This window comes from Mobiluncus mulieris, assembly GCF_014204735.1.
In the GTDB taxonomy this organism is placed as follows: Bacteria; Actinomycetota; Actinomycetes; order Actinomycetales; family Actinomycetaceae; genus Mobiluncus; species Mobiluncus mulieris.
Genome location: NZ_JACHMA010000001.1, coordinates 1,911,264 through 1,928,375 on the forward strand (window position 1 = coordinate 1,911,264; position 17,112 = coordinate 1,928,375).

Genomic DNA, 17,112 nt, shown 5'->3' on the forward strand with positions numbered 1-17,112 from the left:
AGATTTCCTCCTAATTAGTTAAGGTAATCCCATCATACACTTAGTCTGGGTTTAGTCACGGAAACATAAGCACTTTGCTAGGGTAATAAGCCAGACAATATCCCAAGTCACAGGCTCATCTTGTTATCAAGCATTCTCAATAAGGGGCTTATGTGTCCATAACCGAGCGGCGCGCACTCTGGCGCGCCGGCAGAATCGCCGCGACAACCGCCAGGATTACCGCCACCACGATAAGCCCACCTTGCGCCAACCACGGCACTGAAACCAGGGCTAGCCCCTCATGACGCAGCGCAAACCTCCAGGTCAAACCCAAAACCATCCCGGCGCCCCACCCGATTAACGCCCCCAGCAACGCCAGGAAGAAGGCCTCCCACCGCACCATCGCCCCCACCTCGCGCGGTTTCATCCCAATGACCCGCAACAGGCGATACGTCACCCGGCGCTCTAGACCCGCCAGGATTAGCGTGTTCACCACCCCTAGCAGCGCTATCACCACCGAGAACCCCAGCAGGGCGTGCATCACCAACACTATATTGGCGGTCGGGGCGGCGGTTACTGCCGCCAGTTCACGAGGTGCCATCACCGTAAAGACGTAATACGGATCGAGGACTTTTTGAATCCGCTGTTTCACGCCAGTCACATCGCCGACGACATTCACAAAAATAAACTGTCGCGTAACCTGTTCCGGAGCCGAAATTTGGCGCAAATATTGGGCATCCAAGAACACGTCGGCTCGAATTAAACTGGAAGTCACGAAACCACCAATCTTGGTGGAATAAATCCCCAACGGCCCCGTAATCGTAATCGAATCGCCCAGTTTCCAGCCCCCAATCCGCGCGGTACGGGTGTTGACCAACGCATCACCCTGTTCCAGGCTCGCTACCGAGCCCGCATCCGCGTGAAGCCGCAGGGTAGTGTGTAAATCCGCCGGGCTGATACCCAGGGCTGGCACCTCATGAATCCCCAAACCACCGGAATCACCGGCGGCAGCAACCGCCCCGGCAACCCCACCGGAACCCGTGGCGGCCAACCCCACACTGACCCCAACACCAGACACACCAGCCGCCATATCCCCGGAACCACTGGCTTCATCCGTCGCGCCACCCCCCAAACGCAACCAGACCGGCGCGCCAATCACCCCCGCCTTCGCCTCGGAAACCCCGGGAACATCTTGCACCAAACGCACCACTTTTTCCAGGCTGGTCGAAGGCTGCAAGGATGCGACCACCAAATCAGTTTGCACCTCGTGAACCGTACCAACCCGCAGCGAAACCCGCGCCGAATCGGCCAACACTCCGCCGGCCGTCGCAATCGCCACCCCGATAACCAGCGCCGCGCAACCCAGCGTCGCCCGGCGCGGATAGCGCCCCAAATTCTGCAAAGCCAAACGCACCGGCAACAGGTTCAACCCCCGCGCCATCAGAGCCAAAATCGCCGCCATCCGACCCAACAGCCACGCCAAAATCGCCAGCAAACCCACCAGACCCACTATCCCGGACACCGCCAGCACCAGCAAAACTGTCCAATCCCAGGTCTGGCCGCTCAACCACAGCCCCAAACCGGTGCCACCGGCAGCCACGGCCAGTAACCCCGCGCCAACAAGCGCACGAATCCGCACCGGTTTCTCGCCCGTCGGCGCCCCCAATTCCAAGGCGGACAGCGGCGGAATCCGCCCCGCCCGCCACGCGGGAGCAACCCCAGCCAACACCGTGGTCACCACCCCAGCCAGGAACGCAAAAATCACCGCCACCAGCGACGATACCGAAAACCAGCTGTCGACCAGCCAGCCACGACCCGCCAAGACGGCGCGAAGCCCGGCCGTCAAGCCGCCCCCCAAAGCCACCCCGAGCGCCGACCCCAGCACGCCCACAATCAGAGCTTGACCTAAAACCAGGCGCCGCAAAGCCGGTGCCCCGTATCCCACAGCCCGCAGCAACCCCAGGGCTCGGTAACGCGAAGTAACCAGAATCCCGAAGGTATTAGCAATCAGGAACCCCCCCGCCAACAGCGCCAAGGCCACAAACCACAACACCAGGGTGTTTACGAAGCCCACGGCTCGTTCGGCTGCCGCCGCGTGTTCGGCACGCAGCTTCGCGCCTTCCACAATCGTCGCGTCCGGGCCGACGGCTTCTTGAATGCGTTCCTTGACGACCTGCAGATTCGCCGAGGCACTGGCCTTTATCCCTATCAGTTTCACCCGAGATTCCGGGGAAAACCAGGTTTTCGCCAGCTTGGCATCGACGAAAGCCATGGTCGCAATACCCAAAGGGGCATCGAAATTGGCGATTCCCACTATCTGCATTCGGTGTACCGTCCCACCCCAAATCAGCGTGGCTTGCGAACCGACCTTCAGTCCGGCGCGCTGCGCGGTGCTCTCTTCTAGCATCACCTCGGTTTTCCCGCTGGGCAGCCGCCCTTCTTTCAAGGTGGGGCCGGGGGGAAACGCATAGGCTCCTCGCACCCGGGTTGCACTAAACCCCCAGGTAAGCGGGCGTTTGTGTGCGTCGAGCAGCACGGCTTCCCCTTCAAAGATTGGGGCGGCGTGGGCGGTTCCTTCCACGGCTTCGATTACCTCGGCTTGGGACACGTTAATCGGGCCGCGCGCCGCCAAATCCAGGGGATTCGCGTGTTTCACCGGCGGCCCGGCCGCATAAAGGTCAGCGTTCAGCGTCGCGGTTTCCGCCTGAGCCAGGGAGTTCATCGCCAGGTTTTTGACTCCCAGCGTCAGGCTGAGGAACGCGACCCCCAGCATCACCGCCACCACCGCCGCCGCGAATCGGGTTTTGCGCGTTGCAATCTCGCGGATAATCAGTTTCCACATCAGCGCCCCTTCGGGTCGATGGTGGGGGTCGGGTTATGGTTTGGGGTTGCGGATTCACGAGGTGCCAGCCGAGCCGCGTCGTGGTATTGGGATGGCGAGCCGGCCGGGTTTTCCAGATCCAGCAAGCTGCGTTGCAGGTCGAGGGACTGGGCATTAGCCTGGGCTAACATGGCATCCGCGCGGGCAATCAACAGGTCTTGGTCGGGGGTGGCGCCGCGAGTCGACCCGGAGTCCCCGGGGCTGGTCTGGCCAGAGGCGCCGGCCATGAAAGACCGGAAACCGGAACTCGTGGTGCCGGGCGCGCCGGGGGCACTGCCCGCGCCCGAGGTTGTGGACACCCCAGAACCGAAAGCGGTGCCGGCCACGCCACGCGCGGCGAGCGAATCGGGCGAACTATGTGGATTAAAATGGCCGAGCCTATCTGGGATTGCGCCGGTGCCTGCCCGCACGACCCGCTGACCCCCGCTACCACCGGTCGCCAATCCGAGGCTCTCGCCAAGGTTCTTGGCACCGGGACTAGAGGTGCCGCCCGACTGGTCACGCCCAGCGGTAATTACGTCTTCCAAACCCAGCGAACGCGCCAGTTCCGCCAGGGACGCGTTCCCTTTTACGCTGGTGAAAGTGCTGGTCGCCGGCCGGTAAATATTAGTGGTCGCCGCGCTAGGGACGCTTGAAACCGGGCTGGCGCCTAATGAAGCCGAGCCACCTTGACGAACCGAGCCCCGCACCGACCCGCCGACCATGCCAGACTTAGCGGCACCGCTCGCCCCACCCGATGTTCCGCCCAAAGTCGACGCGACCCCAAGATTGCCACCCGACCTATACCCGCCGCCAGCTCTATCCACCGACGCGCCACCGCCCGCCCCGGACTTAGCATCCGTGCCGCCGACCACTACCTCTGTTTCCTTGGATTTCCCGGGTTTTTCCGGCGAAGTCAACGCATCTTGGGCATCACTGATGGCCGCGCCGCTGGCCGCGAGCAGTTTCTCGGCCTGGGCAATCATTTGCAGCAACTCGTTTTGACCGGCGAGTTCGGCCTCTTGCGGATCAATCGAGGCACGTCGCCGGCGCCGCGGCCGTGACGGCTCGCCGGAGCCTTCGTTTTCCCGCGCGCCTGTCGCCGCACCTGTCGCCGCCTCGGTGCCCGCGACTGGCCGCGCATTTCCCGCCGCATTTCCTGGTTCGTTTTCCGGTTCTCTCAGCGTTGCTGGGTGCGACATTTGGGTCGGAATCGGCGTTGGCGCTTGTCCCTCTGTTAGTCCTGGAATCGGCGCCGACGACGCTGCCCCAAAAGTCGACGCGCCCGGCATCCCCGGCATCGACCCCACAGCCGTCGCCTCGGTGCCGCCAAAAAACCCGATTGGAGCCGACGGCGCGGCGGTGGTTGCGCTTGTGGCTGGGGTTAATTCGGTTTCACGAGGCGCTGGGAAATTCGCGCTTCCCGCCACATTCTTGGTTTGACCAGGCACAATATTGGAAGAATTGCCAAAAGCAGCCGCCCCATACCCCGCCTGACCGACCTGAGCGGCCGCAACCCCGGGATTACTAATTCCAACCACACCGCCAACTCTCGCCTGAGCAGCGAAAACCCCAGGATTCGTTTGCCCTAAAGTCACCCCAGCTCCGACGCTGCCAGCCTCATGACCAGTTTGCCCAGCCGCAATCCCGGCAGATTTAGCCGCTTCGCTAGGGGCAGGCTGACCCGGGATTGGGCGGGTCTGGCCGGTATCGCTAAGCGCCCACCCGGATGCCGCCAGGGACGCCCCGGGTTCAAAACCGGGGTCAAAACCGGGTTCAGCTGCGGCCGGAGCCAGCTGCTGCGCCCAGCTCGGAACCTCGGAGTTGAACTTGGTTTGCACTGGAACCCCACCGGTATCCGAGTTTTGGCTCGCCGCAATCCCCATAGAGCCGGAATCCGGGATGGCACCTAATGAAGCCGCCACATCCACCGCACCAGAACCATCCAAGCCGGACAACCCGGTCGAATTGTCCCCGGCAACCGACCCGGCGACCACCCCAGAATCGCTGGGCGCAGCGGAATTGTCGGGGACGAAACCGTAACCCGGCTCGGCCACGCGACGCAGAAAACCAACCCCGGTCTGGGTCGCATCGGTCATGGTCACATTCGGGGTGGTCAAATCCGGCTCGGCCACATCCCTGCCCCCCGGGGTAACAGTGAAAGCGCTGGTAACTATGGGGACGGCCGGGTTGAGAGCCGAAGTTGCGGGCACGGCCGGCGCGACCGGTCCCGACGGATTCCCAGACACGGGCGGCGCGACCGGTCCCGTCGACTGCCCAAGCATTACCGGCAGCGTAGGTTGAGCGGCGGGCACAGCCGGCGCGACCGGTTCCGACGGATTCCCAGACACGGCCGGTTCCGTCGAATCGGTCGGAATCACTGGCTCCCCGGACACAGCGGGAGGCTCCGGGACGGAATGTCGCGCGAAAAGCCCCAAGGGCTGACCCAAAAGTTCATTGTCGCCTTCGTTCATATCCGGGGAAGCCTCGGACAGGCTCGGCCACTTGAATTGGCCGATTGCCAGGGAATCGGCCAATTCATTGGGTTGCGAATCCGGCACGGCAACCCCCAGATTGGCAAATGTTTGGGCAAGCGCCGGATCCGCGACGGGGCGGCGTTTCTTGCGGTTGCGCCAGCTGGAGCGACGGTTTTTGGGTTTCTCGGGCGGCTTCACGGCGGGGGTTTCGGGGGTTTCGGTTTCATGAGGTGCCAAGGAATTCCCGGTGTTCTGCGCGCCTTGATCCGGTTCAACGGGGGAATCCGCCAGGGAGCCTCCAGCATTGCCCGCCACAGGCGCCGATCCAACCGCCGCATCAGCCAAAGAACTATTAGCTGGATTAAACGGATTCACCCCCGCCTTCCCAGTGAAATCCGCCGCAATCCCCGAAATGGCGCCTAATGAACCCACATCCAAACCGGCAGAACCACCCGAGCCAACCGACCCCCCCGAACGCAACTGTCCCAGGGTCTGCTGCGCCTCTAAGATGGCCTCGCGCGTCGGATTAGTCAACTGTGCGACCAGCCGCCCATCATGCAGGAACAATACGCGACTGGCGTACTGCGCCGCATCCGGCTCGTGGGTAACCATGACGACAGACTGTCCCCAATCCGCCGCAGCGCCACGCAGGAATGCCAGTACTTCCGCCGCAGACTCTGAATCGAGGCTGCCGGTCGGTTCGTCCGCAACCACCACGGCCGGGCGGGTCAACAGGGCGCGGGCACAAGCGACCTTTTGCTGCTGGCCTCCCGAAAGCTGCGAAGGAAAAACATTAAGGCGTTTACCAAGGTCAAGGCGGTTCACCAGGTCTTTGAAGTGTTTGTGGTCAACCTGGTGGCGCTGCAGCTCCGCCGCGATTTCAATGTTTTCCCGCGCACTCAAAGTGGGAATCAGGTTATAGGACTGGAAAATGAAACCGACGGTGACGCGGCGGAACTCGGTCAGTTCTGCGCTGGACATGGTGGCCAGGTTCTTGCCCGCGACCTTGACTATCCCCTCTTGAAAAGAATCCAAACCCACGATGCAGTGCAGCAGCGAGGATTTGCCCGACCCGGATGGCCCCATAATCGCGGTGAATTGGCCGCGCGGGAAGTCGATACTGATATTATCCAGGGCGACTATCGGGTCGCCCCCGGGGGAATCATAGGTTTTCCGCAGGCCACGCACCGTGATAATCGGGTCGGCGACCGGCGCGATTTGTGTAGAGAGTTGCGGCGTGGCGGGCGCGGCGGGTGGCTGGGCGGGGAAGCTGCCAGTTTGCGCGGGAATTGTCCCGGTGTTGGGGGTGATTGACGCCGGATATTGTGGACAGGGCGAGGCGGCGGGTTCACGAGGTGCCATTACCGATTCTCCTCCCCTCCCTGGTTTTAAGACAGTCCTATTCCGATTGTTTCATATTAGCGGCCTGAGTGCGATTAATTTACGCCTGCAATCATCAACATGGACACATAAGCCTTTTATTGAGAATGCTTGATAACGAGATAAACCCGTGACCTGGGGTTTTATCCGACCTATTAGCCTAGCAAAGCACTTATTTGTCCGCAGGAGCAACTACACCCGCACGCCGCTGCCCAAACAGTCCAGACCCCAACCGGACGCATGTCGAGCCCTCGGCTATCGCTATCTCGAAGTCACCGCTCATCCCCATGGACAGGCCGCTCGCCTCGGGAATAGACACGACCGCCACGTCGCGAATCGCCCGCAACCGGGCAAACGCCTCATGAACCCCGGCCTCACCGACAACCGACAACGGCGCGGCAACCCCCATGAACCCGGTCAGACGCAACCCGGGCAGCGCGGCGACCCGCCCGGCGAAGTCCAGGGCGACACCGGGTTCGACCCCGTGCTTGACAGTCTCGCCCGAGACGTTGACCTGCACCATTACGTCAAGTTCACGCCCGGCCTCGCCCAGCAACCTAGAGAGGGTTTCCGCCAGCCGCAGTGAGTCCAGGCTTTGCAGCTCGGCGGCATACGCGACAATCAGTTTCGCCTTGTTGCGCTGCAGGTTTCCTATCATCACCCAGCGCGGCACGTCTGGTTTCGTTTCGCTTTCACGAGGTGCCAGCCCCAAATCCGCGCCACGCCCCCCAATCCCAGGCTGAGCCGAAACACCGTCAAGACCAGCCAAAACTCCGGTGTTTCCCGACCCCGACCGCCTCAGATTCGCGCCTAATTCCTGGGCTTTAGCGGCTAAATCCTGGGGACGGTTTTCCCCAAATTCGCGCACTCCCGCAGCCATCGCTGCTTGAATCATAGAAATGGGGTGCGTCTTACTGACCGGCAGAATCCGCACGTCGCGCGGCTCGCGTCCGCTCGCGCGAGCCGCCGCCGCGACCCGTTCCTGTATCCCCACAAGCCGCTCTTGAAATCCCGTCATACTTCCATTCTAAGCTTGCACCGCCACCCGCGGACGCGAAGTTAACAAGCACCTCATGAACGCCGATAAGTCAAAGCGAGCGCGACCGACACCAACGCCAGTCCGCCAAGTTCAGCCAAGCTCGGGACTTGGCGCAGCATGACCAGCCCGACGGCCAGACTCGTGACCGGCAACAGCGCGGAGAGCAGCGCAAACAGCGGCGCGCGCACCCCGCGCATCACAACTTGCTCTAGCACATAGGGGATAACCGAGGAACAGGTGCTCATCGCGACGGCCAGCACCAAGGCTTCGGGGTGGCCAATCATGAGCGGCATCTCGGGGATGGCAAACGGTAGCTGCAGAAATGACCCCAACAACACCGCGACAGCCAGCGAATCCATGCCGCGGCCAAGCAGCGCAACTTTGCGCCCCAAAGCCATATAGGCGACCCACATTCCACCAGCCACCAGCGCCCAAATCAGCCCGTAGAGTTGCGTAGTTTGCGTCAAATCCAGGGCGATTCCACCAATCAACACCACCCCGGAAAACGCAATCAGTACCGCGAGTTTCCCGATAATCCCACTCAATCCGATGGCGGCGAATATCACCGGACCGAGGAATTCGATGGACACGGTGGTTCCCAGGGGAAGCCGGGCAATGGCCTCGTAAAAGGTCGTGTTCATGGCCACCAGCGCCACCCCGAAGGCACATGACCAAGCGTATCCTTGGCGGGTCAACGCGCGTTTACCCCAAGGACGACGCCACGCCACCAGGATTACCCCGGCGATTACCGAACGCAGCCACGCGACGCTAAGTGGCGCAAACAGGGCGAAAAGCCCCACGGCGAGCCCGGCTCCGACATATTGGATAGTGCCTTCGAGCATAAAAATCAGCGGGGCGGGAACATTGGGTCGCCGGACAGACCGGGCGAGCCGGTCAGACCGGACGAGCCGGGCGGCACAGTCAGACCGGACAGGCCGGGCGGCACGAGCAAATAATTCAGTATTACCGGGGTTACCGGTAACCCCGGGGTTTTGCGGGCAGACGGGTTTCGGATTCATGGGTCTCCTTTCTTGGAGTTAACTGTAGTAACCACCAAATGTTTACTTCTCACTGTCAACCTCGCCACCCCTGCCCTCCCCGGGATTACCCGGGGAGTTCTACACGCGAAACGTCCCAGTCTCAACCTCGCCACCCCTCCCGAAGTTAACTGTAGTAACCACCAAATGCTTACTTCTCACTGTCAACCTCGCCACCCCTGCCCTCCCGGGATTACCCGGGGAGTTCTACACGCGAAACGCCCCAGTCTCAACCTCGCCACCCCTGCCCTCCCGGGATTACCCGGGGAGTTCTACACGCAAAACGTCCCAGTCTCAACCTCGCCACCCCTCCCGAAGTTAACTGTAGTGATTCTTGCTTCCAGCAGCGATTTTGTGTCCGCCCCGGGCTGTTGCCGGAATTTCTGGCGCGACCGCTTCGCGAAACACGGTTCCCGGGCTTAAATGTAACGGTTCTTAGCCCCACCAATGCTTGCATGCCGGAGTTAAAGAATCTTGACGGAAAGCCACGAATTCTCGGGGTGTAAAAACGATTCCCTAAACTTTTGACGCATCCCGACCGGTATTGCCGGTTTAAACCGAACTGTGAGCCTGACAAATGCGATAATAAAACTATGCGTCGCCCAAGTTTATCTCCTCGTGACCCGGATTCTACTCGGGGGGACAAGGCTACCTCGGTGCGTTCCGGCTCGGGGGCGAATGCCCCAAAAAGCTCGCGTCCCAGCTCGGGGGCGTTTTCCCGGATGGCACCTCATGACAAGGCACCCCACGACAACACCCCCCGCCCCGAACATGCCACCGACACCCGGGGCAGTTCCCCGCAATCGCGACTCGCGCTACAGCCTCCGCCGCCCGCCGCCCCCGGCTCGACGTGGCTGTCGCGAGTCTTGGTGTTGGCGGTTGTCAGCCTGGCCGTGTTCCTGATGGTGTTTTCCCCGCTGAAATCGTGGATGGAGCAACAGCAGCACGCCCGCGAGCTCGCGGCGGAGATTGCGCGCACCAAGGCCGAAAACGAAGCTCTGGAAGATGAAATCGCGCGCTACCAGGATCCCGAATATGTTTCCCGCCAGGCGCGCGAACGCCTGGGTTTCGTGAAGCCCGGCGAGACGACCTATGTGGTTGTCGACCCGCCCGGCCAGGCAAAACCCAGGGTCGCCAGCGGTTGGGTCGAGAAGGACGCGAATGACCTGCCATGGTTTGGCTTGATTGTCGAAGGGCTGAAGGTCGCCGGCACCGGCAAGTCCGCCGGAAAATAGCGCGGCGGACACATCACAAGCGGTACGGGGCGGCGCGACACAAGCGGGGCGGTACGGGGCGACACAAGCGGGGCGGTACGGGCGCGGCGGGTTTGTGCGTCTGGTTTTTGGCGCGAATTCACGAGGTGCCATTTGAATTTCTCCCTGCCCCTCAAATAGTTCCCTGTCAGAATTCTGTAAGCTGGCAGTGTGGCAGAGATTCGACCGGCAACCGAGGCAGACCTGGAAATCATCGCGGCACAACTGGGGCGTGTCCCGCGCGGGGTGCTCGGTATCGCCGCACATTGCAATTTGACGACTCCACCGAACGCTGCCCACGCGGCACCGCATCCAGCGGTAATAGCCACGACCCCGCGTCTGCCTAATGGCGAGCCTTTCCCCACGTTTTACTATCTGACTTGCCCGGCGGCGGTGGCGGCCTGTTCCCAGCTAGAGGCTGCCGGCGTGATGCGCGAGGCCGAGGCGCTGCTTGACGACCCGCAACACCCGGAGTTCCGGCTCGCCTATCACCGGGCTCATCGGGCGTATCTGGCGGCACGCAAGGTGGCCTCACCCGCGCCCGTCCCGGAGATTGCGAATTTTTCGGCTGGCGGGATGCCGGATCGGGTCAAGTGTTTCCACGCCCTGCTGGGACATGCTTTGGCGGCCGGTTTGGGGGTGAACCCGGTGGGCGACTGGGTGTTGGCGCGGCTGCGTGCCGAAAACTTGTGGTCGCCCGAAACCTGTGATTGGCATCCCGAGCCTTGACCCTGGCAGAAATTCAGGATTTTTTGGGGGTGAGCCTCAAATATATCGAGGCTCACCCCCATTTTTTCCTGAATTTCTGCCACGCCCCCGCCTATAGCGCGATTGGCGATAAAATCGGCAGGTGTTGCCTACCAGGGTGGCGCCTCGTGAATCCCCAAAGAAAGGAAACCCATGCGACTGGCAGCTATTGACTGCGGCACCCACTCGATTCGCCTGTTAATCAGCGATTTTGACCCCACTCACCCCGAGGTTTCCCCCCGGGAAGTCCTGCGGAAAACCCAGATTGTGGGGCTGGGGGCGGGCGTGGACAAGACCGGGCATCTGGCTCCGGAGGCTTTGAACCGCACCTTTACGGCGGTCGAGGATTACGCGGCGCGGATTCGCCAGGCGCAGGTCGACCGGGTGCGGATGGTGGCGACTTCGGCTTCGCGTGACGCGGATAATTTCTTTGAGTTCGCCACCGGGGTAGAGGCGCGGCTGGGCGTGGCGCCCGAAGTCATCTCTGGCCGGGAGGAGGCCACGTTGGGTTTTTCCGGCGCGGTCGCCTTGCATCCTGGTTTGGCCGCGCCGGCGTTGGTGGTGGATATTGGTGGGGGTTCCACCGAGTTTTCTTTTGGCCGGCCGGGGGCGTCGGGGGTGGTTACGTCGTCGGATTCATTAGGTGCCAGCCCGGATGCCGAGGATTCGCCGAGGTCTGGACTGGCAACTCATGAAACGGTAAAACCTGCCCTGGAGGCGGCGATTTCCATGAATATGGGTTCGACCCGCGTGACCGAGCGGTATTTGCGCCCCGCCGAGGATTCGCGCGGTATTCCCAGCGAGGCCGCCGTAGCGCAGGCCAGCGAGTTTATTGACGCTTTGATTGCCGAGGCCGCCGAAACCGTGCCTTTGAGCCAGGCTCGCACGCTGATTGGGGTGGCGGGTTCGGTGACGACTTTAACCGCGCTGGGTTTGAGTTTGGAGACTTATGACCGGTTTCGGATTAACGGCGCGGTGCTGTCCAGCGCGAAACACCGGGAACTGGCGCGGGAGCTGATTGTGATGCCGCGCGCCAAAAAAGCCGCCCTGGGACCGATGCACCCCAAGCGGGTGGATCAAATCGCTGGTGGCGTGCTGGTTTGGGAACGTATTTTGGCGTATTTGGAAGGCCAGCCCGACCCGGATTCGGGTGCCGCCCCGCGCGGGTCGTTCCCGGTGTGCACCAGCGAAAACGACATCTTAGACGGCCTGATGTTTGCTCTCGCCGGCACTGCCAGCGCGAGCGCAGGCGGCGCCGTGGAACGCGGCGCGCAGCGGGACTGAGGGGTGAGGTTTTTGCTAAAATAAATTAGCAAAAACCGAGGGGAAACTTCCCCTTCCGCCCCTAGCGCGCGTCCACAAGCAGCCAAGCGACCAATTCCTCGCGCCAACTCCCGAACAGCACTGCCAGCGCGAACGCAGGCGGCGCAGTGGAACGCGGCGTGTAAATAAGCTATTCCGCGTGGGTTTTACGGTAAGAAATCCGGATTTTCAGCGCAACCGCGCCGATAATAACCGAGGCAAACGTCCCCATTACCACCCCGATAGATCCGGCCTGAGTCAGCACATTGTCGCCTCTAAACGACAGGTGTGAAATCAGCAGGGCGACGGTGAATCCTATACCGGCCACAAAGGAAATCGGCAAGATATCCGCCAAGCGCACCCCCTTTTCCAGGTGCAGGGGCGTGAATTTTTCCATCACGAAGACGCTGCCGAAAATCCCCAGGAATTTCCCCAGCGGCAAGGCCAGCATCACTGCCAGAGCCACCGGGTTGGTCAGCATTTTCCCCACCCCGCCGGGGGTGTCCACAATGTTGACCCCCGCCGCGAAGAAAGCGAAAATCGGCACCGCGAAGGCCGCTGAGATTGGGGAAACCTTCATAGAGAACCGCTCGACCAGATTGTGTACCTCGCCCTCACGGCGGTCGGCGGGCACGACCATGCCCAAAACCACCCCGGCAATCGTGGCGTGAATCCCGGAGGCCAACATGAAATACCAGGTCAGTACCCCTAGCGGAATCAGCAGCCACCATTTCACAATCCGGCGCCGACACAGGAAACTAAAGACCGCCGCGCCGCCCGCCACGGGGATTAACAGCAGCAAATTCGGCGCTGTCCCATAAAACAGCGCAATCACAATAATCCCACCCAGGTCGTCGGCCACCGCCAGAGTCAACAGAAAGGTTCGCGCCCCCGAAGGCAACCCGCGTCCGAAAATCTGTAAAATCGCCACCGCAAAGGCGATATCGGTGGCGGTGGGAATCGCCCACCCGTGCCAGGCCGCGTCACCGCTGATGGCGGTGACCGCCGTGTAAACCAGCGCGGGTCCAGCCATTCCGAACATAGCGGCGATAATCGGCATCCCGGCAGTGCGCGGATCGTGCAAGGATCCATGGGTGAATTCTTCTTTCAATTCCAGCCCGACTGTAAAGAAGAAGATCGCCAGAATCCCGTCGCGCGCCCATTCTTCGACGCTCAATGACAGGTGGATGGACTGCAAGAATGACTGTCCGCCGCGAGCCACCGCTTCGCCCAGGCCGGGGTCGAGCATCAGAGTGGCCAAGCCGTGATAAGCCTCGCGGATTGGCCCGTTGGCACACAGCAGCGCCAACACCGCCGCACCAATCAGTATCAACCCACCCACAATATCGTCGGACACAAATCGGGCGAAACGCTGATATACCCCCAGTTTTTTACCCTGAGACCCGGCATCCTGGTCGTAGTCGGTGGGGGCGGGGACGACTATGTCAGGTTCACCAAATATCCCTTCATGAGGTGTTTTCGGGGTTGACGACGTTTCGTTTAGGTTTTTCGACTTATCTTCGTCCATAATGGAATTCTAGTTGCACTCGTGGCTTTTCCCCAAGTTCCACCTGGCGGGGTTTCGCGACGATTGCAAGGATTTGCCAGGCCCCCGTAGCCCAACGGTAGAGGCAGCTGACTTAAAATCAGTTCAGTGTCGGTTCGAATCCGACCGGGGGTACAGGTAGGCAATGTTGCTTCTTTTTCGCGAGGCGCTCGGGGGCGAAACGGCCGGGCTAGCTATGTTTTGTCCAGTTTTTCTGAGCAACTGCGTTGCTAAGAAAAACTCTGGTAAAACATGAATCGCCCTACGCCGTACCACCCCGGCGAGCGTCTCGAAGCAGGCGCAAGTGATTGCTGGGAAGGAGACAGAAATTTGAATCTAAGCAGATGTTGAACATGGCAGCATGGCAACCCCGAGGGATGGGCTCGGGAAAATATGCAAAACAAATTGGTTAGTTTACGAGGCCGTTTTCATAGGCAAAAATTACGGCCTGCACCCGGTCGCGCGCCCCGATTTTGTTCAAGATGTTTCCGACGTGGGTTTTCACGGTGGTCATAGAAATGAACAGTTTATCGGCCAGTTCCTGGTTGGTCATCCCATGGGCGATTAGTTTCAACACCTCGGTTTCCCGCTCGGTCAGGCTGGCCAGCGCCACCGCATCGGCGCTCGTCGCCCCCGCCCCGGCCGCGTCTGCCTCGGCGTTTTCGTCGGGCAGTTGCGGGGCGAACATGTCCAGCATTTTCTTGGTAATCCGGGGGGAAATCGTGGCGTCCCCGGCGGCGACGGCACGGATTGCAGCGACCAGTTCCTCGGGTTTCGCGTCCTTTAACAAAAACCCGGATGCCCCGGCGCGCAAGGCTCCAAAAGCGTATTCGTCCAGGTCGAAGGTGGTCAAAATCAGCACTTTCACCTCGGGGTTTTCCGACACAATCTCGCCGGTGGCTTCAATGCCGTTCATATTGGGCATCCGCACGTCCATCAAAACCACATTCGGTTGCAGCGCGCGCACCATCCCCAGCGCGGTTTTCCCGTCGGCGGCTTCACCCACCACTTCGATATCGTCGCAGGCCTCTAACACCATCCGAAATCCCATGCGTATCAAGGCCTGGTCGTCGACCAGCAGGACTTTAATCTTTTCTGTCTCTTCGCTCATATTTCTTTTCTCTCGGTTTCATGAGGGGATAACCCAGGTTTCAGCTTTATTTTCGCATTGCGCCTCCCAATGGAGGGTGGCGGACACGCGCCACCCACCCGGGGTGGGACCGGCGGTAACGTGACCGTCATACACCGAGGCGCGTTCGCGCATCCCTACCAGTCCTTTGCCGCCCCCCGGGTTGATTCCCGCTAAAGACGTGGCGTTGTACACCGAGATTTCGATGCCATCACAGCTCACTTTCAGGCGTACTTCCACCGCAGTAGAAGAGGGAGCGTGGCGCAAAATGTTGGTCAGGGATTCTTGAACTATCCGGTATATCGTCAGTTGCAGCGGGCCGTCGGCGGGGACTTCCCCGCCGCTGATTTCATAGCTTATCGGCAGTCCGGCCGCCCGGAACTGGTTAATTAGCCCGTCGATTTCCCCCAGGTCTGGCGTGGGCGTAAAACGGACTTCTTCGAGGGAAGAGGCCCGGCTGGGTTCCGGGTTGGCGGATAAATCCGTCGGGACTTCGCTGGGGGTGCGTAACACCCCCACCAGTCGCCGGGTCTCGGACAGGGCGTTGCGTCCGGTTTCACTCATGGTTTCCAGGGCGGTTTTCGCTAAATCCGGGTTTTTGTCTATCGCGGCCGCCGCCCCGTCGCTCATGGCAATGATTACGGTCAGGGAATGCGCGACGATGTCGTGCATTCCCCGGGCGATTCGCGCCCGTTCGTCGGCCACCGCCAACTGTTCGGATTGTTCGCGTTCCAATTCGAGCTGCTTGTTACGCAAGGTCAATTCGGCAACACGTTCGCGTCCCATCTGGGCGATTTTTAACAGCAGCATCCCCACTACGACCAGCAGGGATATCAAAAGTACGAGCATCCCCCGGGCTGTCCCCTCGTGATCAGTTTCAAAGAAACCAACCTGGACGACCACCAAAACCCCCACCCCGAACAACACCAGCAAAGTCACCACCAGCAGCAGGTTCACTACCAAAACCCGCACCGGCCGCACTGACTCTGTTTCCGTCCCTTTTGCCTTATTCCTCATGCTCTTTCGCCTCTCGCCGCTGTCTCGCCTGTCACTTTCACGCGCCCTTCCCCGGCTCGATTCCCACCCCATTGCCTAATTTTTCTCCACTTTACTTAAGTTTACAGATTGCCTTCGACCCAAAATTTCTCTATCTTGTCTCTCAGGATTTACGCCTTCAATCGGTGCCGAGCGAAGCGGATACGCAACACAAGTGCGAGACTGAGGGGGGAGACTTTTGCTATAATAGATAGCGAAAGTCGGGGGGACACTTCCCCCGTCGTCTCGCACGTGTGCGTACCGCGAGCCCAAGCACCCAGAGCGCCGGGCGGAAGAAGCACCTCATGAACCCGCAAAATCCCCCTGGGGTAGGAGAAGATTTTAAGGTGAAAAACCACGAATTCCACTAGAATGATGGTGCTATAGATAGAAACCCAAGGAGAAAAATGACCAACCCTGTTTTCACTCGAAACAAAGTGTTCACCGAGCGCACCCCCGCCGGCTACCCCGGGATGCCGGGCTATCAGGTAGGCCAGCCCGGCGCCCCCTCCGCCTCCACCGGCGGGTCGCGCGCCACCTATCCCCCCTCTGCTTATCCCCAGGAAGCCTTTCCCGGCACCCAACCAGAGGCCGCTGCGGCGGGAACCCGCCCGGTAACTTTGGACGACGTGCTGATTAAATCGGTGTTTACCTTCGGTACGCTGCTGGTGGGCGGGGCGCTGGCCTGGTTCGTCACCGCCACCAATCCAGGACTGGGGGCGACCCTGTCGCTGGGCGGCATGGTAATCGCCCTGGTGTTGGGCATGATTAACGCTTTCAAGTCGCGTCCTTCCCCCGCGCTGATTCTGGGTTACGCCTTCTTTGAAGGGCTGATGCTGGGGGCGGTCTCTCAGCTGTTTTCGGCGGCCTATGGCGGGGTGGTTCCCAAAGCGATTGGCGCCACGATTGTGACCGCGCTGGTGATGTTTGCCCTGTTCAAGACGAATATTGTGCGTAACTCCCCAACCCTGATGCGCGTGGTGTTCATCGGTATAGGTTCCCTGTTCGTGTTCTATCTGGTGAACTTTGTGGTTTCCCTGATTTTCCCGGCGGCGAACTTCTATAACGCGACCTTGTTCGGTTTCCCGCTGTGGATGGTGGTTTCCCTGGTGGCTATCGCCTTGGCAGCGCTGTCCTTGGTAACGGATTTCGACTACATCTTCCAGGCGGTGGAAAACGGTGCCCCCGCCGAAACCGCGTGGACTTGCGCCTTTGGCCTGATGGTAACGCTGGTGTGGCTCTACATCGAATTCCTGCGAATTTTCGCCTATATTGCCTCTACGGCTTCCGATAACTGAATTCGGTTTCACCAGGTGCCATTCGGAATT

The 17,112-nt window shown here is 60.7% G+C and carries 11 protein-coding genes and 1 tRNA gene; 5 read left to right on the forward strand and 7 right to left on the reverse strand.

Translation table 11 applies throughout. The annotated features are described in order from the left end of the window. Positions 1-148 precede the first annotated feature (148 nt). The 4 genes from F4555_RS08515 to F4555_RS08530 all read right to left on the reverse strand — a co-directional run bounded on the left by F4555_RS08515 (position 149) and on the right by F4555_RS08530 (position 8,754). The gene (locus F4555_RS08515; protein ID WP_115325795.1) at positions 149-2,821 is read right to left on the reverse strand and encodes an FtsX-like permease family protein; all 2,673 of its coding nucleotides are present in this window, start codon (positions 2,819-2,821) and stop codon (positions 149-151) included. Next, positions 2,821-6,678 (reverse strand): ABC transporter ATP-binding protein, encoded by a 3,858-nt coding sequence (locus F4555_RS08520; protein ID WP_115325794.1) that lies wholly within the window; start codon positions 6,676-6,678, stop codon positions 2,821-2,823. The genes F4555_RS08515 and F4555_RS08520 overlap by 1 nt, the downstream gene beginning before the upstream one ends. 190 nt (positions 6,679-6,868) lie before the next feature. After that, positions 6,869-7,714 carry a YggS family pyridoxal phosphate enzyme gene (locus F4555_RS08525; RefSeq protein ID WP_004014456.1) on the reverse strand — a complete coding sequence of 282 codons (846 nt, stop codon included), beginning with the start codon at positions 7,712-7,714 and terminating at the stop codon, positions 6,869-6,871. A gap of 53 nt (positions 7,715-7,767) precedes the next feature. After that, entirely contained in the window at positions 7,768-8,754 is a 987-nt protein-coding gene (locus F4555_RS08530) for an EamA family transporter (protein WP_115325793.1), read from the reverse strand. 611 nt (positions 8,755-9,365) lie between these two features. Between F4555_RS08530 and F4555_RS08535 the strand changes: the two genes are divergently transcribed. The 3 genes from F4555_RS08535 (at position 9,366) to F4555_RS08545 (ending at position 12,056) form a co-directional block, all read left to right on the forward strand. Further along, positions 9,366-10,007, forward strand: coding sequence for an FtsB family cell division protein (locus F4555_RS08535; RefSeq protein WP_255312854.1), 642 nt, complete (start codon positions 9,366-9,368; stop codon positions 10,005-10,007). A gap of 189 nt (positions 10,008-10,196) precedes the next feature. Beyond that, entirely contained in the window at positions 10,197-10,754 is a 558-nt protein-coding gene (locus F4555_RS08540; RefSeq protein WP_103758677.1) for a DUF501 domain-containing protein, read from the forward strand. A 171-nt stretch (positions 10,755-10,925) separates the two neighbouring features. Beyond that, positions 10,926-12,056, forward strand: a complete 1,131-nt coding sequence (locus tag F4555_RS08545) for a Ppx/GppA phosphatase family protein (RefSeq protein ID WP_115325790.1) — start codon at positions 10,926-10,928, stop codon at positions 12,054-12,056. Positions 12,057-12,225: 169 nt separating this feature from the next. On the opposite strand, the gene nhaA is transcribed toward F4555_RS08545, so the two are convergent. Further along, a complete protein-coding gene (gene nhaA / locus F4555_RS08550) occupies positions 12,226-13,602 on the reverse strand; it encodes a Na+/H+ antiporter NhaA (RefSeq protein ID WP_114989700.1) in 1,377 nt (458 codons plus the stop codon). A gap of 80 nt (positions 13,603-13,682) precedes the next feature. Here nhaA and F4555_RS08555 point away from each other — a divergent pair. Then, a tRNA-Leu gene (locus F4555_RS08555) sits at positions 13,683-13,755 on the forward strand. A 274-nt stretch (positions 13,756-14,029) separates the two neighbouring features. Here the strand turns inward: F4555_RS08555 and F4555_RS08560 are convergent. Next, on the reverse strand, positions 14,030-14,731 hold the full coding sequence (locus tag F4555_RS08560) for a response regulator transcription factor (RefSeq protein ID WP_004016149.1): 702 nt from the start codon (positions 14,729-14,731) through the stop codon (positions 14,030-14,032). Between the two features lie 18 nt (positions 14,732-14,749). Next, on the reverse strand, positions 14,750-15,766 hold the full coding sequence (locus F4555_RS08565; RefSeq protein ID WP_174222565.1) for a sensor histidine kinase: 1,017 nt from the start codon (positions 15,764-15,766) through the stop codon (positions 14,750-14,752). A gap of 425 nt (positions 15,767-16,191) precedes the next feature. On the opposite strand from F4555_RS08565, the gene F4555_RS08570 reads away from it, so the two are divergent. Further along, entirely contained in the window at positions 16,192-17,082 is an 891-nt protein-coding gene (locus F4555_RS08570; protein ID WP_004016144.1) for a Bax inhibitor-1/YccA family protein, read from the forward strand. Positions 17,083-17,112: the final 30 nt, after the last annotated feature.